The following is a 17,710-nucleotide window of genomic DNA, read 5'->3' as shown; positions in this document are numbered from 1 at the left end:
ACGTGCGGGCGGGCGGGACCGCGTGCCCGGCGTGCCCGCCGGGACGGCGGGCACGCCGGGGTGCGCCAGGGCCGGTCAGCCGGTGCTGTCCGGATCGCAGTTGAACTTCGCCGCGCCCGCGGTCATCTCGATGCCGCCGAGAATGTGCGACAGGAACTGCGGCTCGGTGTAGCTCTCCGAGGTGTGGCCCATGCCGGTGTAGAAGGAGCGGCCGCCGTCGTACGGGTGGCACCAGGAGATGGGGTGGTCCGCGCCCATCGAGCCGCCGGAGTAGCCGACCGGGTCGTACGTCCTCTCGTCCAAGGTGGCCAGAACGCGCACGTCGGGGCGGGGGTTGGAGCGGTAGTTGTACCACTCGTCGGTGCGGGTCCAGCGGTTCGGCAGGTCCCTGGTGGCCGCGGTGCCCTGGCCCGCGACGTTCACCGTCGCCTGCTGGATCGCCGGGTGGTCCCTGAAGTACGCGCCGACCAGGCCGCCGTACCAGGCCCAGGTGTAGCCGGAGTCGGCGGCGGCGTGGATGCCGACGTAGCCGCCGCCGTGCTCGATGTAGCGCTGGAAGGCGTCCTTCTCGGACTGCTGGTCCAAGGGGTCGCCCGTGGTGGAGAGGAAGACGACCGTCTGGTACTTGGCCAGGTCGGCGTCGTTGAACCGGGTGGCGTCCTCGGTCGCGTCGACCGCGAAGCCGTTGTCCTGGCCGAGCTTCTCGATCGCCGCGATGCCGTCGGGGATGGAGGCGTGCCGGTAGCCGGTGGTCTTGGAGAACACCAGGACCTTGAACGCCGGTGTCGCGGCGTGTGCGGTGGTGGCGCTCATGGCGGCGAGCGGCAGGGCCAGGGCGGCTGCCGAGAACAGCGCGACGATACCTCTGCGGGACATCATCAACCTTTCGTGGCCTGGTTGCGGGGACGGTGGGTGCCGGGTCAGCTGAAGGCGCCGGGAAGGTACTGGTCGACGTTCTCCTTCGTCACAGTGGCGGAGAACAGGGTCAGCGAGGACGGCAGGTCCTGCCCGACGAGGTCGCTCATGCCCTTGTGCTGGGCGATGAGCCGGGCGAGCTTGACGGCGGAGGCGGACATGTTCGACGGGTAGACAACCGTGGCCTTGAGCACGGAGCTGTCGGCCTTGATCTCCTGCATGGCGTGCTGGGAGCCGGCGCCGCCGACCATGAAGAACTCGCTTCGGCCGGCCTGTTTGATGGCTGCCTCGACTCCGATGCCCTGGTCGTCGTCGTGGTTCCACACCGCGTCGAGGTGCGAGCGTGCCTGCAGTACGTTGCTCATCACCTGCTGGCCGGAGTCCGCGGTGAAGTTGGCGGCCTGCCGGATGCCCACGTGGAAGCCGTACTTGGCCAGGCCCTGCTTGAATCCGGCGCTGCGCTGCTTGGTGAGTTCGAGGTTGTCGATCCCGGCTATCTCGCCGATCACGGGCGAGGAGACACCCTTGGCCTTGAGGGCCTTGCCGATGTAGAGGCCGGCGTTGAGACCCATGCCGAAGTTGTCGCCGCCGACCCAGGCCCGATAGGCCAGGGGTGAGTCGAAGACACGGTCGAGGTTGATCACGGGGATGCCCGCGTCCATCGCCTGCTGGGCCACGGCGGTCAGCGCCTTGCCGTCGAAGGGCAGGATCACCAGGGCGTCGACCTTCTTGCCGATCAGCGTCTGGACCTGGCTGATCTGCGCGTTGACGTCGTTGGTGCCCTCGACGGCCTCGAAGTGCACGTCGGAGTACTGCTTCGCCTGCGCCATGGCGTTCTTGGTGATGGCCGCCATCCAGCCGTGGTCGGCGGCCGGGGCCGAGAACCCGATCGACACGGTCTTGCCCGGCTTGTCGTTGTCGGTGCCGGCCTTGGTCGCCGCCTTGACGTCGTCGGTGGAGGCGTCGCTCTTGTTGCTGGTGCAGCCGGCGACGAGCGCTCCGCCGCCGAGTACCGCGCCGCTGAAGAGGAGCCTTCTGCGGTCCAGTCCGCCGAGTCCGCGCTTGTCCATCTCGCTGAGTCCTTCCAGTCACCGGGGTGCTGCGTGGGTTGTGCCTGCCGTGGTCGATGCGGACGTGCCGCGCGGCTGGGCCTGGGGGCGGCGCGGGCGGCGACAGCGGGGTTGGAGCCGCCGTCCGCGCCGCTGCTACGGGGTGGCGGTTCTGCGGCCGCGTCGCTGGACCAGCACGGCGGCGACGATGATCAGGCCCTTGGCGATCTGCTGGATGTCGGTCGTGAGGTTGTTCAGCACGAAGATGTTGGTGATCGTGGTGAACACGAGGACGCCCAGGATCGATCCGACGAGCGAGCCCCGGCCGCCGGTCAGCAGGGTTCCGCCGATGATCACCGCGGCGATCGAGTCCAGTTCGTACAGGTCGCCGAGGTTGCTGGCTCCTGAGGTGGTCCGCGCGGTCAGCATGATGGCGGCGATGCCGCAGCACAGTCCCGACAGGACGTACAGCACCACGGTGTGACGGCGCACGTCGAGCCCGGCGAGGCGTGCGGCCTCCTGGTTGCCGCCGATGGCGAACGTCCGCCGGCCGAAGGTGGTGCGGTTGAGCAGCACCCAGCCCGCGAGCACGGCCACCGCCAGGATGTAGACCAGCAGCGGAATGCCGAGCCATTTGGTGGAGGCGATGGAGTTGAACGAGTCGACCGTCACCACCTGGGACTGCCGGTCGGAGATCCGCTCGGCCAGTCCGCGGGCGCTCGCCATCATGGCGATCGTGGTGATGAACGCCACGATGTTGCCGTACGCGATGATCAGGCCGTTGACGAGGCCGACGACCGCGCCCACGGCGAGCGCGCAGAAGACCATGCCGCCGAGTCCGTAGGACTGCGTGGCCACGGTGGTGCACCACACGGATGCGAGTGCCACGATCGCGCCCACGGACAGATCGATGCCCCCGCCGATGATGATGAAGGTCTGACCGATCGTGATGACCCCGATGACGGCCGCGCTGGTGAGGATGACCAGGGCGTTCTGGCTGGTCGCGAAGTTGTCCGAGGTCAGCGCGCCGATGACGCAGAGCAGGACGAGGACGACGAACAGGCCCAGGTTGCGCACCCTGCCCATGTGCCCGAGGAAGGAGGGTCTGCCGCCCTTCCCGGGTGATGTGCCGGTCTGCCGGACTGATCCGGCCGGTGATCCCTGGCCGGTGGCGGGCAGCGGACCGCTCCCGCCGGGGGGACTGGTCTGCTGGCTCACGCGGAGCTCCCTTCCATGACGAGGTCGAGCACTTTCGATTCGTCGAGGTCCAGGGCGCGGGCCGCACGGACCACCCGCCCTTCGCGCATCACGAGGACGCGGTCGGCGAGGCCGAGGACCTCGGGCACCTCGCTGGAGACGAGGAGCACACCGACTCCCGAGTCCGCGAGCCGCCGGATGAGCGTGTAGAGCTCCGCCCGCGCTCCGACGTCCACGCCGCGGGTGGGCTCGTCCAGCAGGAGCAGCCGGATGTCCTTGAGCAACCAGCGGGCGACGACGGCCTTCTGCTGATTGCCGCCGGAGAGGGTGCGCACCGGCCGGGTCGGGTCGGGGGGCCGCAGGTCGAGGCTGCGGACCGCTTCCGTCGTCGCGACCAACTCGCTGCGGGAGTCGAGGAACCCGGCGCGGGCGAACCGTCGCAGCGAGGACATGGACACGTTGTGGGCGATGGAGGACTGCAGGAACAGCGCCTGACTCTTGCGTTCCTCCGGGGCGAGCCCGAGGCCCGCCCGGACGGCCGCGGTGACGCTGCCGGGCCGCAGGGCGGATCCCGCCACGCTGATGCGCCCGGCGGCCGGTCGACGGGCTCCGTAGACCGTTTCGAGGATCTCCGAGCGGCCGGAGCCGACCAGGCCCGCAAGACCGACGATCTCGCCGGCCCGGACGGTGAAGGAGACGTCGTGGAACTCCCCCGGGCGGCTGAGGTGTTCGACCTCCAGGAGCACCGGCCGCTCGTCCGGGCCGGGGCTTTCGGGCCTGGGCGGGAAGACGTACTCGACGGTGCGGCCGGTCATCAGCGAGACCAGCTCGGAGGTGGGGGTGGTGCGCGCGGGCAGCCCCCGGGCGACCGTGCGGCCGTCCTTGAGGACGGTGACGCGGTCCCCGATCCGGCGGATCTCCTCCATCCGATGCGAGATGTAGACGACCGCCACGCCGGCGGCGGTGAGGTCACCGATGATGCGGAAGAGGTTGTCCACCTCGTCATGGGCGAGGACGGCGGACGGCTCGTCCATGATGATCAGCCGAGCGTCGTGCGAGAGGGCGCGTGCCATGGACACGAGCTGCTTGCCGGCCGCCGACAGCTCGCCCACCTCACGCGTGACGGGGATCTCCGGATGCCCGAGTCTGCGCAGGAGTTGCCGGGCGGCGTCGTGCATGCGCGAGCGCCGGGTGAACCCCAGTCGGGACTGCTCGTGTCCCAGGTAGATGTTCTCCGCCACCGACAGGCCGTCGGCCAGGTCGAGTTCCTGGTAGATGGTGGCGATCCCGTGGCGCATGGCGGCCGTCGGGGTCGGGAGGGTCACGGGTTGGCCCTCCCAGGCGATGTGTCCCTCGTCGGGCTGGTGGGCGCCGGCGAGGACCTTGATGAGTGTCGATTTGCCGGCGCCGTTCTGGCCCAGCAGGCAGTGCACTTCTCCGGCGGCCACGTCGAGGTCGACACCGTCGAGGGCCCGGACGCCGGGGAACTCCTTGACGACGCCTTGCATCTCGAGCAGCGGGGCACTCATGGGTCTCCCTCTGATGCGGTGTCCGCCGGCCCGCACCGGGCCTGTGGCGGTTCGTCGGCTTCTGGTCACCTTGCCCTCGCGGACGGCCTCGGTGAGGAGGCTCGTGAGGGGCCCGACGTGTCGTGGACAGCAGGTGATCCGGGGTCCGGGCCGGGGCCCGTCGTGGATCCTTGACGATTTCCTTTTGGGTGACTTCGGTGGTCCAGGTCGGGGTGTTTCCCTTTGGCTCCGAGTGTGCGTCCCGGTTTTCGGAACGGGCCGCCCTTGTCGCCCGGCGGGCTGAGAGGAAGGTAGTTCTCGGGGCGCGGTTTGAAAAGGGGCCGCGAACCGATCGGACTCATCGTGGCCGGATGCGGCAACAGGTGTAACACTTTTGGGCATTCGACATCGACGCGCGGTCGGACGCCGCGGACTTCGTACCTGTCCGCGGTACGGCGGGCGGCCAAGCACCACTCCTCGCCTGCTCGTTGTCCTTGAGGACCGGCGGTGAGAGGAGGTCACATGACGGGTGTGCGGACCTCACACACCAAGACAGGCGCGAATTCCCGGAACACGGTCGGAATCTGCCCCAGCTTTTCCGACGCCTGTCTTACCGGCGCCTGCCGTACGGCGATTGACCCCGGTGCGTCACATCCGGCCTTGTCGACCGGCGCGATGAAAGTTGTGCCATTGCGGGATTCGCGTCAGGAGTTTCCCAGAAATCCTCCTTTCCTGTGCGGTCAGGGAGCGACCGCGACGGGGTCGCCGGTGCCGGACGGCATCGGCGGGCTGCCCTGCTCACCTCCCGGATGCGCAACGGGCGTCCAGACGCTGCCGTGCGCGGCGCTGTGCTCCACCGCTGCCAGCACCCGCTGCACCTGGAGTCCGTCGGCGAACGACGGCTCGGGGTCCCGGCCCTCGACGATGGCGTACATCAGGTCGCGCACCTGGTGAACGAAGGTGTGGTCGTAGCCGAGTCCGTGCCCCGGCGGCCACCACCCCTCGAGATAGGGATGGTCGGGTTCGGTGACCAGGATCCGGCGGAAGCCTGCCGTCGCGGCCGGCTCGGTGTGGTCGTGGAACTCCAGTTCGTTGAGGCGCTCCAGGTCGAAGGCGAGGCTGCCCCGGTCGCCGTTGATCTCGACGCGCAGGGCGTTCTTCCGGCCGGCGGCGAACCGCGTGGCCTCGAAGGACGCGACGGCGCCTCCGGGAAACCGGCCGGTGAACAGCGCGGCGTCGTCCACCGTCACGGGGCCGCGCCGCGCGGCCCCGTCGGCGACGGCCGCGAGCCCTGACGATGCCGTGGGCAGCGGCCTTTCGCGGACGAACGTCTCGGTCAGGGCGGAGACTCCGGACAGCGGCTCTCCGACGAGGAACTGGGCGAGGTCGACGATGTGGGCGCCGATGTCGCCCAGCGCGCCGGACCCGGCGTGCTCCCGCTGCAGCCGCCAGACGAGCGGGAACTCCGGATTGACGATCCAGTCCTGCAGGTACTGTGCCCGCACGTGCCGCAGGGCGCCGAGGCGGCCCTCGGCGATCAGTCGGCGGGCGAGGGCGAGCGCCGGTGTGCGCCGATAGCTGAAACCGACCATGGAGCGCACTCCGCGCCCTGATGCCGCGGTCGCGGCGGCGGCCATCGCCTCCGCCTCCTCGACGGTGTTGGCGAGCGGCTTCTCGCACAACACGTGCTTACCGGCCTCCAACGCCGCGATCGCGATCTCGGCGTGGCTGGAGCCGGGAGTGCAGATGTCCACCAACTGAACGTCGGGGCGGGCGATCAGGGCCCGCCAGTCGGTCTCGGTCGCGGCCCATGCCTGACGACGGGCCGCCTCTTCCAGGGCTGCTTGCTCGCGTCCGGCGAGGGCGGCCATGACCGGGCGCATGGGCAGATCGAAGGCGCAGGCGGCGGTACGCCAGGCATGCGAGTGCGCGCGGCCCATGAAGGCGTATCCGATCATGCCCACCCCGATCGCGGGCGAGCCGTGCTGACTGTCCATAGGCGCTCCAATGATTGTGGGCGCGGGTAACGGACGCGGGAAGGCGTCCGTTCGCGGGGAACGGATTACGGATTCCGGCCGCGCGGGGGCGCGTCAGGCCGGTGAGAAGATGTGGTCGCTGATCAGCCGGGTGGCGCCGATGACGCCGGCGGCCTGGCCGAGCTCGCCGAGAACGATGGGCAGATTGCCGGTCGCGAGCGGCAGGGACTGCCGGTAGACCTGGGTACGGATGCTGGCCAGGAGGGTGTGTCCCAGCCCGGTGAGCCCTCCCCCGATGACCACCAGGCCGGGGTTGAAAAAGCTGACCAGGCCCGCGATGACCTGACCGATGCGGCTTCCGCCCGTGCGGATCAGTTCGAGGGCGGCGGCGTCCCCGGCGCCGGCGGCTGCCGACACGTCCTCGGGGGTCAGCCGTCCTGTCGCCTCGAGCCGCCCGGCCAACTCCACCGAGCGGCCCGCCTCGGCGATCGCGGTCGCGTCGCGCGTCAAGGCGTTGCCGCCGAAGTACGCCTCCAGACAACCGAAGTTGCCGCAGGCGCACGGCGGCCCTTCCGGATCCACCTGGATGTGCCCGATGTCGCCGGCGCTGCCGGTGACACCGCGGTGGACCTCGCCGCGCACCACGATGCCGCAGCCGATGCCGGTCCCGACCTTGACCCACAGGAAGTCACGTACGGATCTGGCGACACCGGCCTGCTGCTCGCCCAGCGCCATCAGGTTCACGTCGTTGTCGACGAGGACAGGGCAGCCGAGCTCCTGGCTCAGTGCCTCGCGGACCGGGAAGCCGTCCCAGCCGGGCATGATCGGCGGTGCGACAGGGACGCCCTCGGGGAACCGGACGGGTCCCGGTACGCCGATCCCGGCGCCGTCGAAGTGCTCCGCCAGCCCGGCCTCGCGCAGCTTGGCGGCCAGGGCGAGCACCCGCTCGAACACGGCGACCGGGCCGTCACGCACGTCCAGGGGCTCGGCCAGATGGCCGAGGACCTCCAGTTCCGCGTTGGTGACCGCGACATCCACCGAGGTGGCGCCGATGTCCACGCCGAGGAACCGCAGGGAGGGCGCGATCCGTACGTTGTGCGAGCGTCGACCGCCGCGGGAAGCGGCGAGACCGTCCTGGACGACGAGGCCGGTCTCGAGCAGCCGGTCGATCTCCACCGCGAGCTTGGAGCGCGACAGCTCGACCCGGTCACCCAGGGCGACCCGGGACTGCGGACCGAGGTCGCGCAGCAGGCGGAGCAGCCCGGCCTGATGGACATTGGCCGGTCGAGCCGTCATACGCCTCACGCCGCCCCTCCCGTCGTCGCCGAAGTCGTATGCACGCCCGGCACTTTGGGGCGCGACTTTCAAAAAAACCGTAGCACCGTCCTGCTGGCCGTGAAAGAACTTGTGCAGCATTCCGATGCACTTTCATCTCGCAGTGGACAAAGCTTGCTTGAGCCGAGCGGCCTGATGGGGTGCGCGGCGGTCGGCCGGAGCCACCCCATCAGGCTCGGCTCACCGTTCCGTGTGCGCGGTGTGCGGCTTGCCGACGTCGGAACGGCCGGCGGCCTTCTTGATGTCGCCCGCCTCCCGCTGGTCGACGACGCCCTCGTGCCGGAGGTCAGCGACGAGGTCCCCGACGTACGAGACGAACTCGCCGTGGCTCGCCCAGGTCCGGTGGTCCTCGATCAGCTCGTTGATCGTGCAGCCGTTCGCCGTGACGCGGTTCGGGATGCCCGTGTTCACCGTGCCGACGAACACCGTCGAACGGTCGTCCGTCTCCGGGCAGTCGGTGGGCGGCTTGCTGTCGACGACGGTCAGGGTCAGCGACTTGGCCGTGGACGTGTTGCCGGCCTTGTCGGTGGCCCGGTACAGGAATGTGTGGCTACCCGCTCTGTTCACCGCCACCGGCGCGGAGTACGACAGGTAGGGGCCGCCGTCCAGGGAGTACTCGGTCGTGGCCACGCCCGACCCCGAGTCCGAGGCCGTCACCGTCACCGTCGCGCCGCCGACGTAGTTCCCGGAGGCGTCCTTCGTCCCCGAGACGGAGGCCGACACCTCCGGCGGAGTGGTGTCCGCGGGCGGAGCCGCAACCACCGTGAACGACACCGACTTCACCGCCGACGTGTTACCCGCCTTGTCCGTCGCCCGATACGCCACCGTGTGCTGACCCACACCACTCACCTGCACCGGCGCGCCGTAATCCCTGTAGGCCCCGTCGTCCAGCGAGTACTCCACCGTGGCCACACCCGACTCCGCATCCGAAGCCGACACCGTCACCGTCGCACTGGAAACATAATTACCGGAGGCGTCCTTCGTCCCCGAGACGGTGGCTGATGTGTCCGGGGCGGTGGTGTCGTTCCCGGGGGCCGCGGTGACGGTCAGTTCGCCCGACATCATGTGACCCGGCATCGCGCAGTAGTAGTGGTAGACGCCAGGGGTCAGGGTGACCTCTGCCGTGTGACGGCCGCCGGCGGAGTCGGACGGGCTCGCCTGGATGTTGAGGCTGACGTCGGTGTTGTAGTCGGGGTTGGAGGTGTCGAACGTCAGCGTGTGCGGCATCCCCGTCGTGTTGCCGGTGGCCGCGCTGTTCTCGAACACGATCGTCGTCGGGCCGGCCACCGCGGTGGTGGGGGCGGACGTATAGCCCATGTAGCCGTCCCCGGCCGTCCAGGTGAGCACCTGGGCCGGCGCCGCGGCGGCGTCGCGGCTCATCGCCGCGTACGCGGCGGGCGCGGCCAACGAGAACGCCGTGAGCACCAGGGCCACCAGCGCCACCAACGCCGGGTGGGAGCTGAACCGGCCCCGTGGCGCGGATCTGGAGGGGGGAGGATCCGTCTGGGCATGGAGCAGTCTTCTGAACACCGCTGCACCTTTCGCGAATCGCTTGTTGCGGTACCGCGCGCGGATCGGCGGTCCCGCCGGGTGGACGACCAGCCGCCGGGACGACCACGTCGTGGCCCGTCCGGCCGGATGCCGCGCGGAGCTCGGTCCCTGGCGGCGACGGCGCACGGTCCGTCACCTGACCGGCGCCCTGAACTCAGCGGCACGGTGAGTCGGTTGCGGTTGAACACCGGGGCGTGACGACGGCGACCGGCCGCGGTCACACGAACGGACAGGCGGCGTCCGCTCCGCCCCGTGCCGGATCGGCGCTGCCACGGGCCCGTCGAGCGGGGCTCACCCAGCTCTCTCGGATGGCGCCAATGCTGGGAAGCTAGCCGCCTTTTGACGACTCGCCAAGGTCTATGACCACAACTCGACCAACTTTGACCTGAGTCTGGAAAAACTGGAGAAGCGCCGTTACGGTGAGGCCGTTCCGAGGCGCAGTTCGCCTCGCCTTGCCGAGCCGGTCTCGGCCGTACCGCCGCAGCCGCCGGCCGGACGGCCCCGGCTCGGCGACCCACCGACGACTCCTCTGCCGGCCCCACGGGGCCCGATGCCCGGCGCACCACCGCAAACCGCCGCGTCCGGATGCTGTGTTGCCTGGGGCGGCGCACCTCACGACCACGAAACGCCTGCAGGCACCGACGCCTGTCGCGGATTGGAGAGCGATGACCGACCCAGGCGCAGGCATGCGACGCCTCTTGTCCCGCCGATCGTTCGCCACCTCAGCTGTGGCGGCGGCCGTCGCCCCCGCGGTGCTCGGCGGCACCGCGAGCGCCGCGCCCTCGGACAAACCCGCTGCGGACGACAAGGGCGGCGCGGTCCGCAACCTGACGCTGTACATGGAGAAGCTGCCGAACGGGGAGATGGGCTACGGCCTCCACCCCGGACAGGCGACGATTCCGGGCCCGCTCATCGAGCTGACCGAGGGCGACACCATGAACATCGAGGTGGTCAACAACCTCGACGTCGCCGCCAGCCTGCACGTGCACGGCCTGGACTACGACACCGCCAGCGACGGCACCAAGATGAACGACAGCGTCGTCCAGCCCGGCGACCGGCGCACCTACGTCTGGCGCACCCACGCCCCGGGCAGACGTCACGACGGCACGTGGGAGGCCGGAAGCGCCGGCTACTGGCACTACCACGACCACAACGTCGGCACCGAGCACGGCACCGGCGGGATCAAGAAGGGGCTGTACGGCCCCGTGGTGGTGCGGCGCAAGGGCGATGTGCTGCCCGACAAGCAGTTCACGGTCGTGTTCAACGACATGACCATCAACAACAGGATCGCTCCCGACACTCCCACCTTCAAGGCCGTCCGTGGCGAGCGGGTGGAGTTCGTCGTGATCACCCACGGCGACTTCTTCCACACCTTCCATGTGCACGGCCACCGCTGGGTGGACAACCGCACCGGGATCCTGGACGGTCCGCAGGACGTCAGCCGGGTCATCGACACCAAGACCACCGGCCCCGCGGACTCCTTCGGGTTCCAGGTGATCGCCGGTGAACGGGTCGGCGCGGGCGCCTGGATGTACCACTGCCACGTCCAGAGCCACTCGGACATGGGGATGTCCGGCGTCTTCCTGGTGACCGAGGCCGACGGCACGGTCCCCGGCGGCGGCATGCCCATGTAGCCCGGGCGATCCGTGCCCGCCCCGTTCTCCGCCCCCGAAGCCACGCCCGTCCGACCTGACCGGACGGTCCGACGGGCGTGCACCACCTGCCGCCGGTCGGTCGGGCCCGGGCCGCGGGGTCCCGGGCTGTGAGGTCCCGGGGCGTTCCGCGACCTCACCGGTTCCGGCGCCCCGGCCGTCGCCGTACGTCCTCACGGCCGATCCGAATCCGCCTCGCCCGGCATCTGCCGTGCGGGACCCGTGCGGCAGCCCGGCTCCACCCCCTGACCACTCCTCCGTTGTCGGATCGAGTCAAGGAGCAACCATGGGCCGAAGAGACCGGTTCACCCTGTCACGACGAAGTGGAGCACCACCGTCGCCATCCGCGCGGGCCTCCCGCCAGGCGCCGCCCTGGCGCCGCGCGGTCGTCCTGCTGTCCGGCTCGGCACTGGCACTGGGGCTGTCCGCGCTGCCGGCCGTGCAGGCACAAGCGCAGGCGCCGTCCGCGGGCAGCCAGGACCAGGGTGCCGGCGCCGAAGCCCCGGTGAACGTCCTGGTCTTCCACGGGCCGACCGATCAGCAGGACGATCCCGTCACGACCGCCGTGTCAACGATCAAGGAACTGGGTCAGAAGAACGGCTTCTCCGTGGCCGAGTCGGACGACCCGTCCGTCTTCACCCCCGACCGCCTGGCCCAGTACCGGGGCGTGGTCTTCCTGTCGGCCAAGGGCGTGTCCCTCACCTCCGACGAGGAGTCCGCGTTCCAGGCCTACGTCAAGGGCGGCGGCGGCTTCGTCGGTGTCCACGACGCCGCGCGCGCGGATGCCGGCTCCGACTGGTTCACCGGCCTGATCGGCACGCGTCCAGCCGCCAGCCTGCCCGCCTCCGAGAAGGTCGCGGACGTCACGGCGAGCGACGACAACCCGCCGAACGAGACGAAGGCCAAGCTGTTCGACGGCAGCAACACCACCAAGTGGCTGGCGCACCAGAACACCGCGTGGGTCACGGCGAAGACGGACCATCCGGTCGCGGTGGCCCAGTACGCGCTGACGTCGGCCAACGACTACCCCGGCCGGGACCCCAAGGACTGGACCCTGCAGGGCTCTCAGGACGGGGACACCTGGAAGACGCTGGACACCCAGACCGGCCAGAACTTCCCGGACCGCTTCCAGACCAAGCAGTACAAGTTCTCCAACACCACGGCCTACGCGTACTACCGGCTGAACATCACCGCCAACTCCGGTGAGCCCCTGATCCAGTTGGCCGAGCTGCGGCTCTTCGGCGCCGACCCGGCGCCCGCACCGGAGACCAAGGTGCAGCAGGCGACCGTGGACGTCACCGACCGTCAACACCCGGCGAACAAGGGCCTGCCGCTGAAGTGGACCCGCTCCGACCAGTGGATGAACTGGGACCCGAACCCGAACGGCAAGGTGCAGACGGTCGCCCAGGTCGAGGAGAACTCCTACGACGCCGGACCGGCGGGCAACGGCGCCTTCCACCCGATCTCCTGGTGCCGGGACTACGACGGCGGCCGGTCGTTCTACACCGGCATGGGCCGCACCGAGGACAGCTACACCTCGGACACCAAGTTCCAGAGTCATCTGCTCGGCGCCATCGAGTGGACGACCGGCATGGTCCGTGGCGACTGCCAGGCGACCATCGCGTCGAACTACTCGGTCGAACGGCTCACGGGCAAGAACCAGCAGGGCCAACTCGACCAGATCGGTGAGCCGCACGGTCTGACGATCGCCCCCGACGGCAAGGTCTTCTACATCGGCAAGGCGGCCTGCCCGAGCGGTCCGATCCCCGACTGGAACGACCCCGAGGTGGGCCTGGGCTGCGGCACGATCCACCAGTGGGACCCCAAGACCAAGCAGGTCAAGCTGCTCACCACGCTCGACGTGATGGGCAACCGGGGCAGCGGCGACGAGCTGGTCAAGAACGAGGAGGGGCTGGTCGGCATCACGCTCGACCCCAAGTTCGGGCAGAACGGCTGGATCTACATCTACTGGATGCCGCACGAGTCGGTCGACCGGGACAAACAGACGGGCCAGCGCACCATCTCCCGACTGACCTACGACTTCAAGAACCAGTCGATCGACAAGAGCACCCGCAAGGACCTGCTGCACTGGACCGCCCAGATCCACAGCTGCTGCCACACCGGCGGCGGCATGACCTTCGACAACGATGGCAACCTCTACGTCGGCGTCGGTGACGACAACTCCTCCCAGGGAGCCGGGGCCGGCTACTCCGGGAACAACTGGACGAAGGACTACAAGGGCCTGTCCTTCCAGGACGCCCGCCGTACGGCCGGCAACACCAACGACCTCAACGGCAAGATCCTGCGGATCCACCCCGAGCCCGACGGCACCTACACGATCCCCAAGGGCAACCTTTTCACCGGCCAGGAGGACGGCGGCGGCAAGACCCGTCCGGAGATCTACGTCATGGGTGTCCGCAACATCGCACGGATCGCCTGGGACAAGACCAACAACTGGCTGACCGCGGCCTGGGTCGGCCCCGACGCGCCGACGCCCGACCCCGAGCTCGGCCCGGCCAAGTACGAGACCGCGACCATCATCACCTCCGCGGGCAACCAGGGCTGGCCGTACTGCATGGGCGACAAGCAGCCGTACCGCGACCGCAGCAACACCGACGCGAGCGTGCTGACCGGCTGGTACGACTGCGACCACCCGAAGAACACCTCGCCGCGCAACACCGGACTTGTGGACCTCCCGCCGATCCGCAGCAACATGATCTGGTACTCGCCGCAGGGCGGCGGCGTCGTCTACCCGAAGCGCAGTGACGGCAGCGGGCTGCCCACGTACGTGCAGAGCGACGAGAAGTACACCGAGCCCTACCTCAAGGGCGGCGGCCAGGCCATCATGAACGGCCCGACCTACCACCGCTCGGAGGTCGACACCGACAGCGGTGTCGCATGGCCGGCGTACTGGGACGACAAGTGGTTCATCGGTGACGAGTCCAACGCCAACAACCGTGTCGCGGTCACCGTCACCCCGGACAACGTCAAGGACCGGTCCCAGCCGGAATTCGGCGAGGACCTGCGCCAGATCCTCCCCGGCGGCACCGGGGACAACAAGGTCCAGAGCTGGATGGACGCCAAGTTCGGCCCGGACGGCGCGCTCTACATGCTCGACTACGCCGGCGGCTTCTTCAGCCTCGACCCGAACCAGAAGCTGGTCCGTGTCACCTACCACGGTGGCCCTGCCACGCCGAACCCGAGCGAGGCCTCGGGCCGCGCCGTCGCGCAGAGCAAGCCGCGGACGATCCAGTTCTCGGCCGCGAAGGCGGGCGGCGTCTCCTGGGAGTGGGACTTCGGTGACGGCAGCCGGCCGTCGCACGAGGCCAACCCGGCGCACACCTACGCCGATTACGGCACCTACCACGCCACCCTCAAGGTGACCTACGCCAACGGCGAGCACTCCACGGGGAAGATCGACGTGACGGCGGGCTGCACTGCGCCCGACGCCCGTTCCACGGTCTGGCTGCTCGACACCGACACCGGTGTGGCCAACCACAAGGCCGGCGGCGGATGCACCATCAACGACCTGATCGACGACGAGGGCACCTGGCCCAACCACGGCGCCTTCGTCAGCAACCTCAACGACCTGGTCGACCAGTTCCGCAAGGACGGCGTCATCGACAACCACGAAGCGGCGACGCTCAGCAAGGAAGGCGCCCAGTCGCCCATCGGCAAGACACCCGGGTACACGTCCGTCTTCGACGGATCGGCGACCAGCCTCGCCGGGTGGAGCCAGGCGGGCGCGGGCCGGTTCTCGCTCCTGCCGGACGGCACCATGCGCAGTTCCGGCGGCATGGGCATGCTCTGGTACAGCAAGCAGCAGTTCAAGGACTACTCGATCCGGCTGCAGTTCCGGGATGTAGCTCCGGAGGGCCACCAGGCCAACAGCGGTGTGTTCGTGAGGTTCCCCGATCCGCGGACGCCGCTGGACCAGCGGCCCGAGGGCTGCAGCACCACGGGATCGGCCCGCACCGCTCCGGAGTGGGTGGCGATCTACTGCGGCAACGAGATCCAGATCTACGACGGTGACACCGGTGAACCCCAGAAGACGGGCTCGGTGTACAACTTCGATCCACTCGACCTGGACCATGCGAAGGTCACCCCGAAGGGACAGTGGAACGACTACGAGATCCGGGTCGTCGGGCAGCACTACACGATCATCCGCAACGGCGTGGTGATCAACGAGTTCGACAACACGCCCGGCAAGTCGTCGTCGCGTGCAGGCGATCCGCCCACGGATCTGCGTCAGTTCGTCAGCGGCTACGTGGGGCTGCAGAACCACAGTGACAACGACCTGATCGAGTTCCGCAACATCCGGGTGCGGGACCTGTCGTAAGGAGCGGTCCGTGCCGGGCTCGGGGCCGCGGCCCCGAGCCCGGCTCTGGCGCGAACCGAGGTGAAACCATTCATGTAGACCACATCAATGTGGTGGCGCACCCTTGACCGTGCGCATGTGATCAGTTACCCAAGCTACTTGAAACGTGTAAGCGATTTGACGACCCCGCGGTCGATCACGGGTTCTGGCCACCCATCCGGGCGGCGGCCTTCCCCGCGTTCCCTGCCGGCCGCACTCGGCGAAGGAGGACGGAAGTGTCCATGCTCAGCTACGAGACGGACCGGCGGCCCCAGCCCGACAACCCGTGTCTGCGCAGCGACGAGGTGCACCTGCTGTCGCTGCTGGCAACCGGCCTGCCGGTCGAGTCCGTCGCCCGGCGACTCCATGTCTGCCCCCGCACCGTGCGACGACGTTACCGAGGCGTGTGCGACAAGATAGGCGTCAGCAGCGTCATCGAGGCCGTCGCCTGGGCCGCTCGACGCCGACTGATCTGAGTCCGCTCGCCGGCCCCGCCGGCGGCAGGGTCCGCGCCGGCAGAGGCGCGGGAGCAACGACAAGCCCGTTCGCCCGCTTGCCCGGTGAGAACCGGAGAAGCGGGCGAACGGGCGGTGACGGCAGTTCAGGACAGCAGGTCCGCGAGCCCCGCGTAACTGCGCTGGGCGGCACCGAACGAGCCGGGCGGGTTGGGCTGGGTGTCGGGGGCGGTGTCCTGCTCCCAGATGCCGTGGTGGTTGCCGAACGGGCCGATCGCGTGGATGAAGCGCTGGTAGGGCATGTCACCGGCGCCGAACTCGGTCATGTCGTAACCGTCACCGGCGTTGGGGTCGGACGTGCCGTCCTTCATGTGGAACAGCGTGTACCGGTAGGGGTGGTTGCGCACGTACGCGGCGGGGTCGAAGCCGGGGTAGCGAAACTGGCCGACGAAGGCCCAGTACACGTCCATCTCGAGGTAGACATGGGCGGGGTCGGTGTTCTTCAGGAACACGTCGTACAGGCGCACCGCCGGCTGGTCCGAGGCGAAGGCGAACTCGGCCCAGTGGTTGTGCTGGTAGAGCTTGAGTCCGCGCGCCGACGCGGCCGCGCCCCAGCGGTTGAAGTCCTCCGCGGCCGCCTGGTACCCGGCGACCGTGGGGGTGTCCGAGGGAGCGTTCGGGGTCCCGATGTTCGGCATACCGAGGATCTCGGCGTTGTCGAGCTCCTGCTGCAGGTTGCTGCGGAAGCTGCCGATGCCGATGTGGCTGCCGATGGCTCGCAGGCCGTTGTGGTCGAGCAGCGTGCGGATCTCCTGGAGGGTGATCTGCCGGCCGAGGATGGCGGGGTCCTGGGTGTAGCCGGCGAACTCCACCTCCTTGAAGCCCATCCGCGACAGTTCCTCGAAGACGACGCGGAAGCCGAGTTGGTAGACCTTGTCGCGGACGCTGTAGAGCTGGATGCCGATGGCGTCCTTGGGAATGCTCAGGGCCGCGCCGTTGGGCGGGGCATCGGGGGCGGGCGTCTGGGCGGCGGCGGGGACCGCGCCGGCGAGGGTTGCCGCACCGATGGCCACGGTGCCTGCGGCTGCCGCACGCAGGAAGCCTCTGCGGTCGAAGTCATGGGCGAACTGACCCATCATCACTCCTTCGTCGTGAAGCACCCGTCCGCGGTGGGCCGCGGCGAGGGGCCGTCAAGGGGAGCCGCCCCGCCCGGTGTCCGGGCGGCGTGGTGGTACGGGGGCGTTCATCGGCCTGGGCGTCCGGCGGGTGGGCCGTCGGCGGAACTGACGGCAGGGCAACCGGAGTCGCGCCCGGTGACCGAGGGCGGTGCGGGCTGCCGAGGCGCACCTGCCCGCGGCCCGCGGGATGGCAACAGGAGTGCCTCGACGCGTTCCCGGAGGACGATGAACGCCTGAAGCCGTCGATAGTTCAGCACAAGTAGGCGCTACTTTTCACCAGATGAGCAAAAGATGTGTCCACTTCAGGGCGCAAAACGCTGCTACCGAGCAGTAGCTCCTTGACGGGTCTTGGCCGGGGAGCCACGCTCATGACGCTTCACCAGGGGGCCGTGAACCCCTGCGAGCCGTCTCTTCCTCCCAGGGCCCTCCGCCCCCTCCACCGATCGACCGGCTCCCGCCGGCCCAGGCATCCCAACCCGGCCGGCCTCGCGCGACGCGACCGCTCGCGCGACGTCCATCGCAGCGCCCCAAGAGAGG

The 17,710-nt window shown here is 69.4% G+C and carries 10 protein-coding genes and 1 pseudogene; 3 read left to right on the top strand and 8 right to left on the bottom strand.

Going from position 1 to position 17,710, the window contains the following annotated elements; translation table 11 throughout:
- Positions 1–75 precede the first annotated feature (75 nt).
- From SRB17_RS24180 to SRB17_RS24150, 7 genes and pseudogenes are all read right to left on the bottom strand, one after another.
- Positions 76–879, bottom strand: coding sequence for a ThuA domain-containing protein (locus tag SRB17_RS24180; protein ID WP_228396213.1), 804 nt, complete (start codon positions 877–879; stop codon positions 76–78).
- A gap of 41 nt (positions 880–920) precedes the next feature.
- Positions 921–1,985 (bottom strand): substrate-binding domain-containing protein, encoded by a 1,065-nt coding sequence (locus SRB17_RS24175; RefSeq protein ID WP_153542095.1) that lies wholly within the window; start codon positions 1,983–1,985, stop codon positions 921–923.
- A gap of 135 nt (positions 1,986–2,120) precedes the next feature.
- Complete coding sequence (locus SRB17_RS24170; RefSeq protein WP_416237081.1) at positions 2,121–3,182, bottom strand: ABC transporter permease; 1,062 nt, start codon at positions 3,180–3,182, stop codon at positions 2,121–2,123.
- The gene (locus SRB17_RS24165) at positions 3,179–4,690 is read right to left on the bottom strand and encodes a sugar ABC transporter ATP-binding protein (RefSeq protein ID WP_228396212.1); all 1,512 of its coding nucleotides are present in this window, start codon (positions 4,688–4,690) and stop codon (positions 3,179–3,181) included. Before SRB17_RS24165 ends, SRB17_RS24170 begins: the two co-directional genes overlap by 4 nt.
- Before the next feature lie 719 nt (positions 4,691–5,409).
- Positions 5,410–6,666: a Gfo/Idh/MocA family protein gene (locus tag SRB17_RS24160; protein WP_153542093.1), complete on the bottom strand. Its 1,257-nt coding sequence runs from the start codon at positions 6,664–6,666 to the stop codon at positions 5,410–5,412.
- Positions 6,667–6,759: 93 nt separating this feature from the next.
- The gene (locus tag SRB17_RS24155) at positions 6,760–7,941 is read right to left on the bottom strand and encodes an ROK family protein (RefSeq protein WP_153542091.1); all 1,182 of its coding nucleotides are present in this window, start codon (positions 7,939–7,941) and stop codon (positions 6,760–6,762) included.
- A 243-nt stretch (positions 7,942–8,184) separates the two neighbouring features.
- Positions 8,185–9,426: pseudogene (locus SRB17_RS24150) on the bottom strand (OmpL47-type beta-barrel domain-containing protein); the annotation flags it as partial.
- 791 nt (positions 9,427–10,217) lie between these two features.
- On the opposite strand from SRB17_RS24150, the gene SRB17_RS24145 reads away from it, so the two are divergent.
- From SRB17_RS24145 to SRB17_RS24135, 3 genes are all read left to right on the top strand, one after another.
- Positions 10,218–11,165 (top strand): multicopper oxidase domain-containing protein, encoded by a 948-nt coding sequence (locus tag SRB17_RS24145; protein ID WP_228396211.1) that lies wholly within the window; start codon positions 10,218–10,220, stop codon positions 11,163–11,165.
- Positions 11,166–11,469: 304 nt separating this feature from the next.
- Positions 11,470–15,522 carry a ThuA domain-containing protein gene (locus SRB17_RS24140; protein ID WP_153542087.1) on the top strand — a complete coding sequence of 1,351 codons (4,053 nt, stop codon included), beginning with the start codon at positions 11,470–11,472 and terminating at the stop codon, positions 15,520–15,522.
- 260 nt (positions 15,523–15,782) lie between these two features.
- Positions 15,783–16,016: a helix-turn-helix domain-containing protein gene (locus SRB17_RS24135; protein WP_153542417.1), complete on the top strand. Its 234-nt coding sequence runs from the start codon at positions 15,783–15,785 to the stop codon at positions 16,014–16,016.
- A 125-nt stretch (positions 16,017–16,141) separates the two neighbouring features.
- Here SRB17_RS24135 and SRB17_RS24130 read toward each other — a convergent pair whose 3' ends face one another.
- Entirely contained in the window at positions 16,142–17,134 is a 993-nt protein-coding gene (locus tag SRB17_RS24130; protein WP_228396210.1) for a sugar phosphate isomerase/epimerase family protein, read from the bottom strand.
- Positions 17,135–17,710 lie beyond the last annotated feature (576 nt).

It is taken from the genome of Streptomyces sp. RB17 (genome assembly GCF_009604455.1).
Lineage (GTDB): Bacteria > Actinomycetota > Actinomycetes > Streptomycetales > Streptomycetaceae > Streptomyces.
This window is presented reverse-complemented; position numbering and strand designations above follow the sequence as displayed.

What these genes read in the sequence shown, in the direction of transcription:
- SRB17_RS24140 (WP_153542087.1), top strand. Translation starts at nt 11,470, where the DNA reads ATGGGCCGAAGAGACCGGTTCACCCTGTCACGACGAAGTGGAGCACCA.
- SRB17_RS24160 (WP_153542093.1), bottom strand. Translation starts at nt 6,666, where the DNA reads ATGGACAGTCAGCACGGCTCGCCCGCGATCGGGGTGGGCATGATCGGA.
- SRB17_RS24155 (WP_153542091.1), bottom strand. Translation starts at nt 7,941, where the DNA reads ATGACGGCTCGACCGGCCAATGTCCATCAGGCCGGGCTGCTCCGCCTG.
- SRB17_RS24180 (WP_228396213.1), bottom strand. Translation starts at nt 879, where the DNA reads ATGATGTCCCGCAGAGGTATCGTCGCGCTGTTCTCGGCAGCCGCCCTG.
- SRB17_RS24135 (WP_153542417.1), top strand. Translation starts at nt 15,783, where the DNA reads ATGCTCAGCTACGAGACGGACCGGCGGCCCCAGCCCGACAACCCGTGT.
- SRB17_RS24145 (WP_228396211.1), top strand. Translation starts at nt 10,218, where the DNA reads ATGCGACGCCTCTTGTCCCGCCGATCGTTCGCCACCTCAGCTGTGGCG.
- SRB17_RS24165 (WP_228396212.1), bottom strand. Translation starts at nt 4,690, where the DNA reads ATGAGTGCCCCGCTGCTCGAGATGCAAGGCGTCGTCAAGGAGTTCCCC.
- SRB17_RS24175 (WP_153542095.1), bottom strand. Translation starts at nt 1,985, where the DNA reads ATGGACAAGCGCGGACTCGGCGGACTGGACCGCAGAAGGCTCCTCTTC.
- SRB17_RS24130 (WP_228396210.1), bottom strand. Translation starts at nt 17,134, where the DNA reads ATGATGGGTCAGTTCGCCCATGACTTCGACCGCAGAGGCTTCCTGCGT.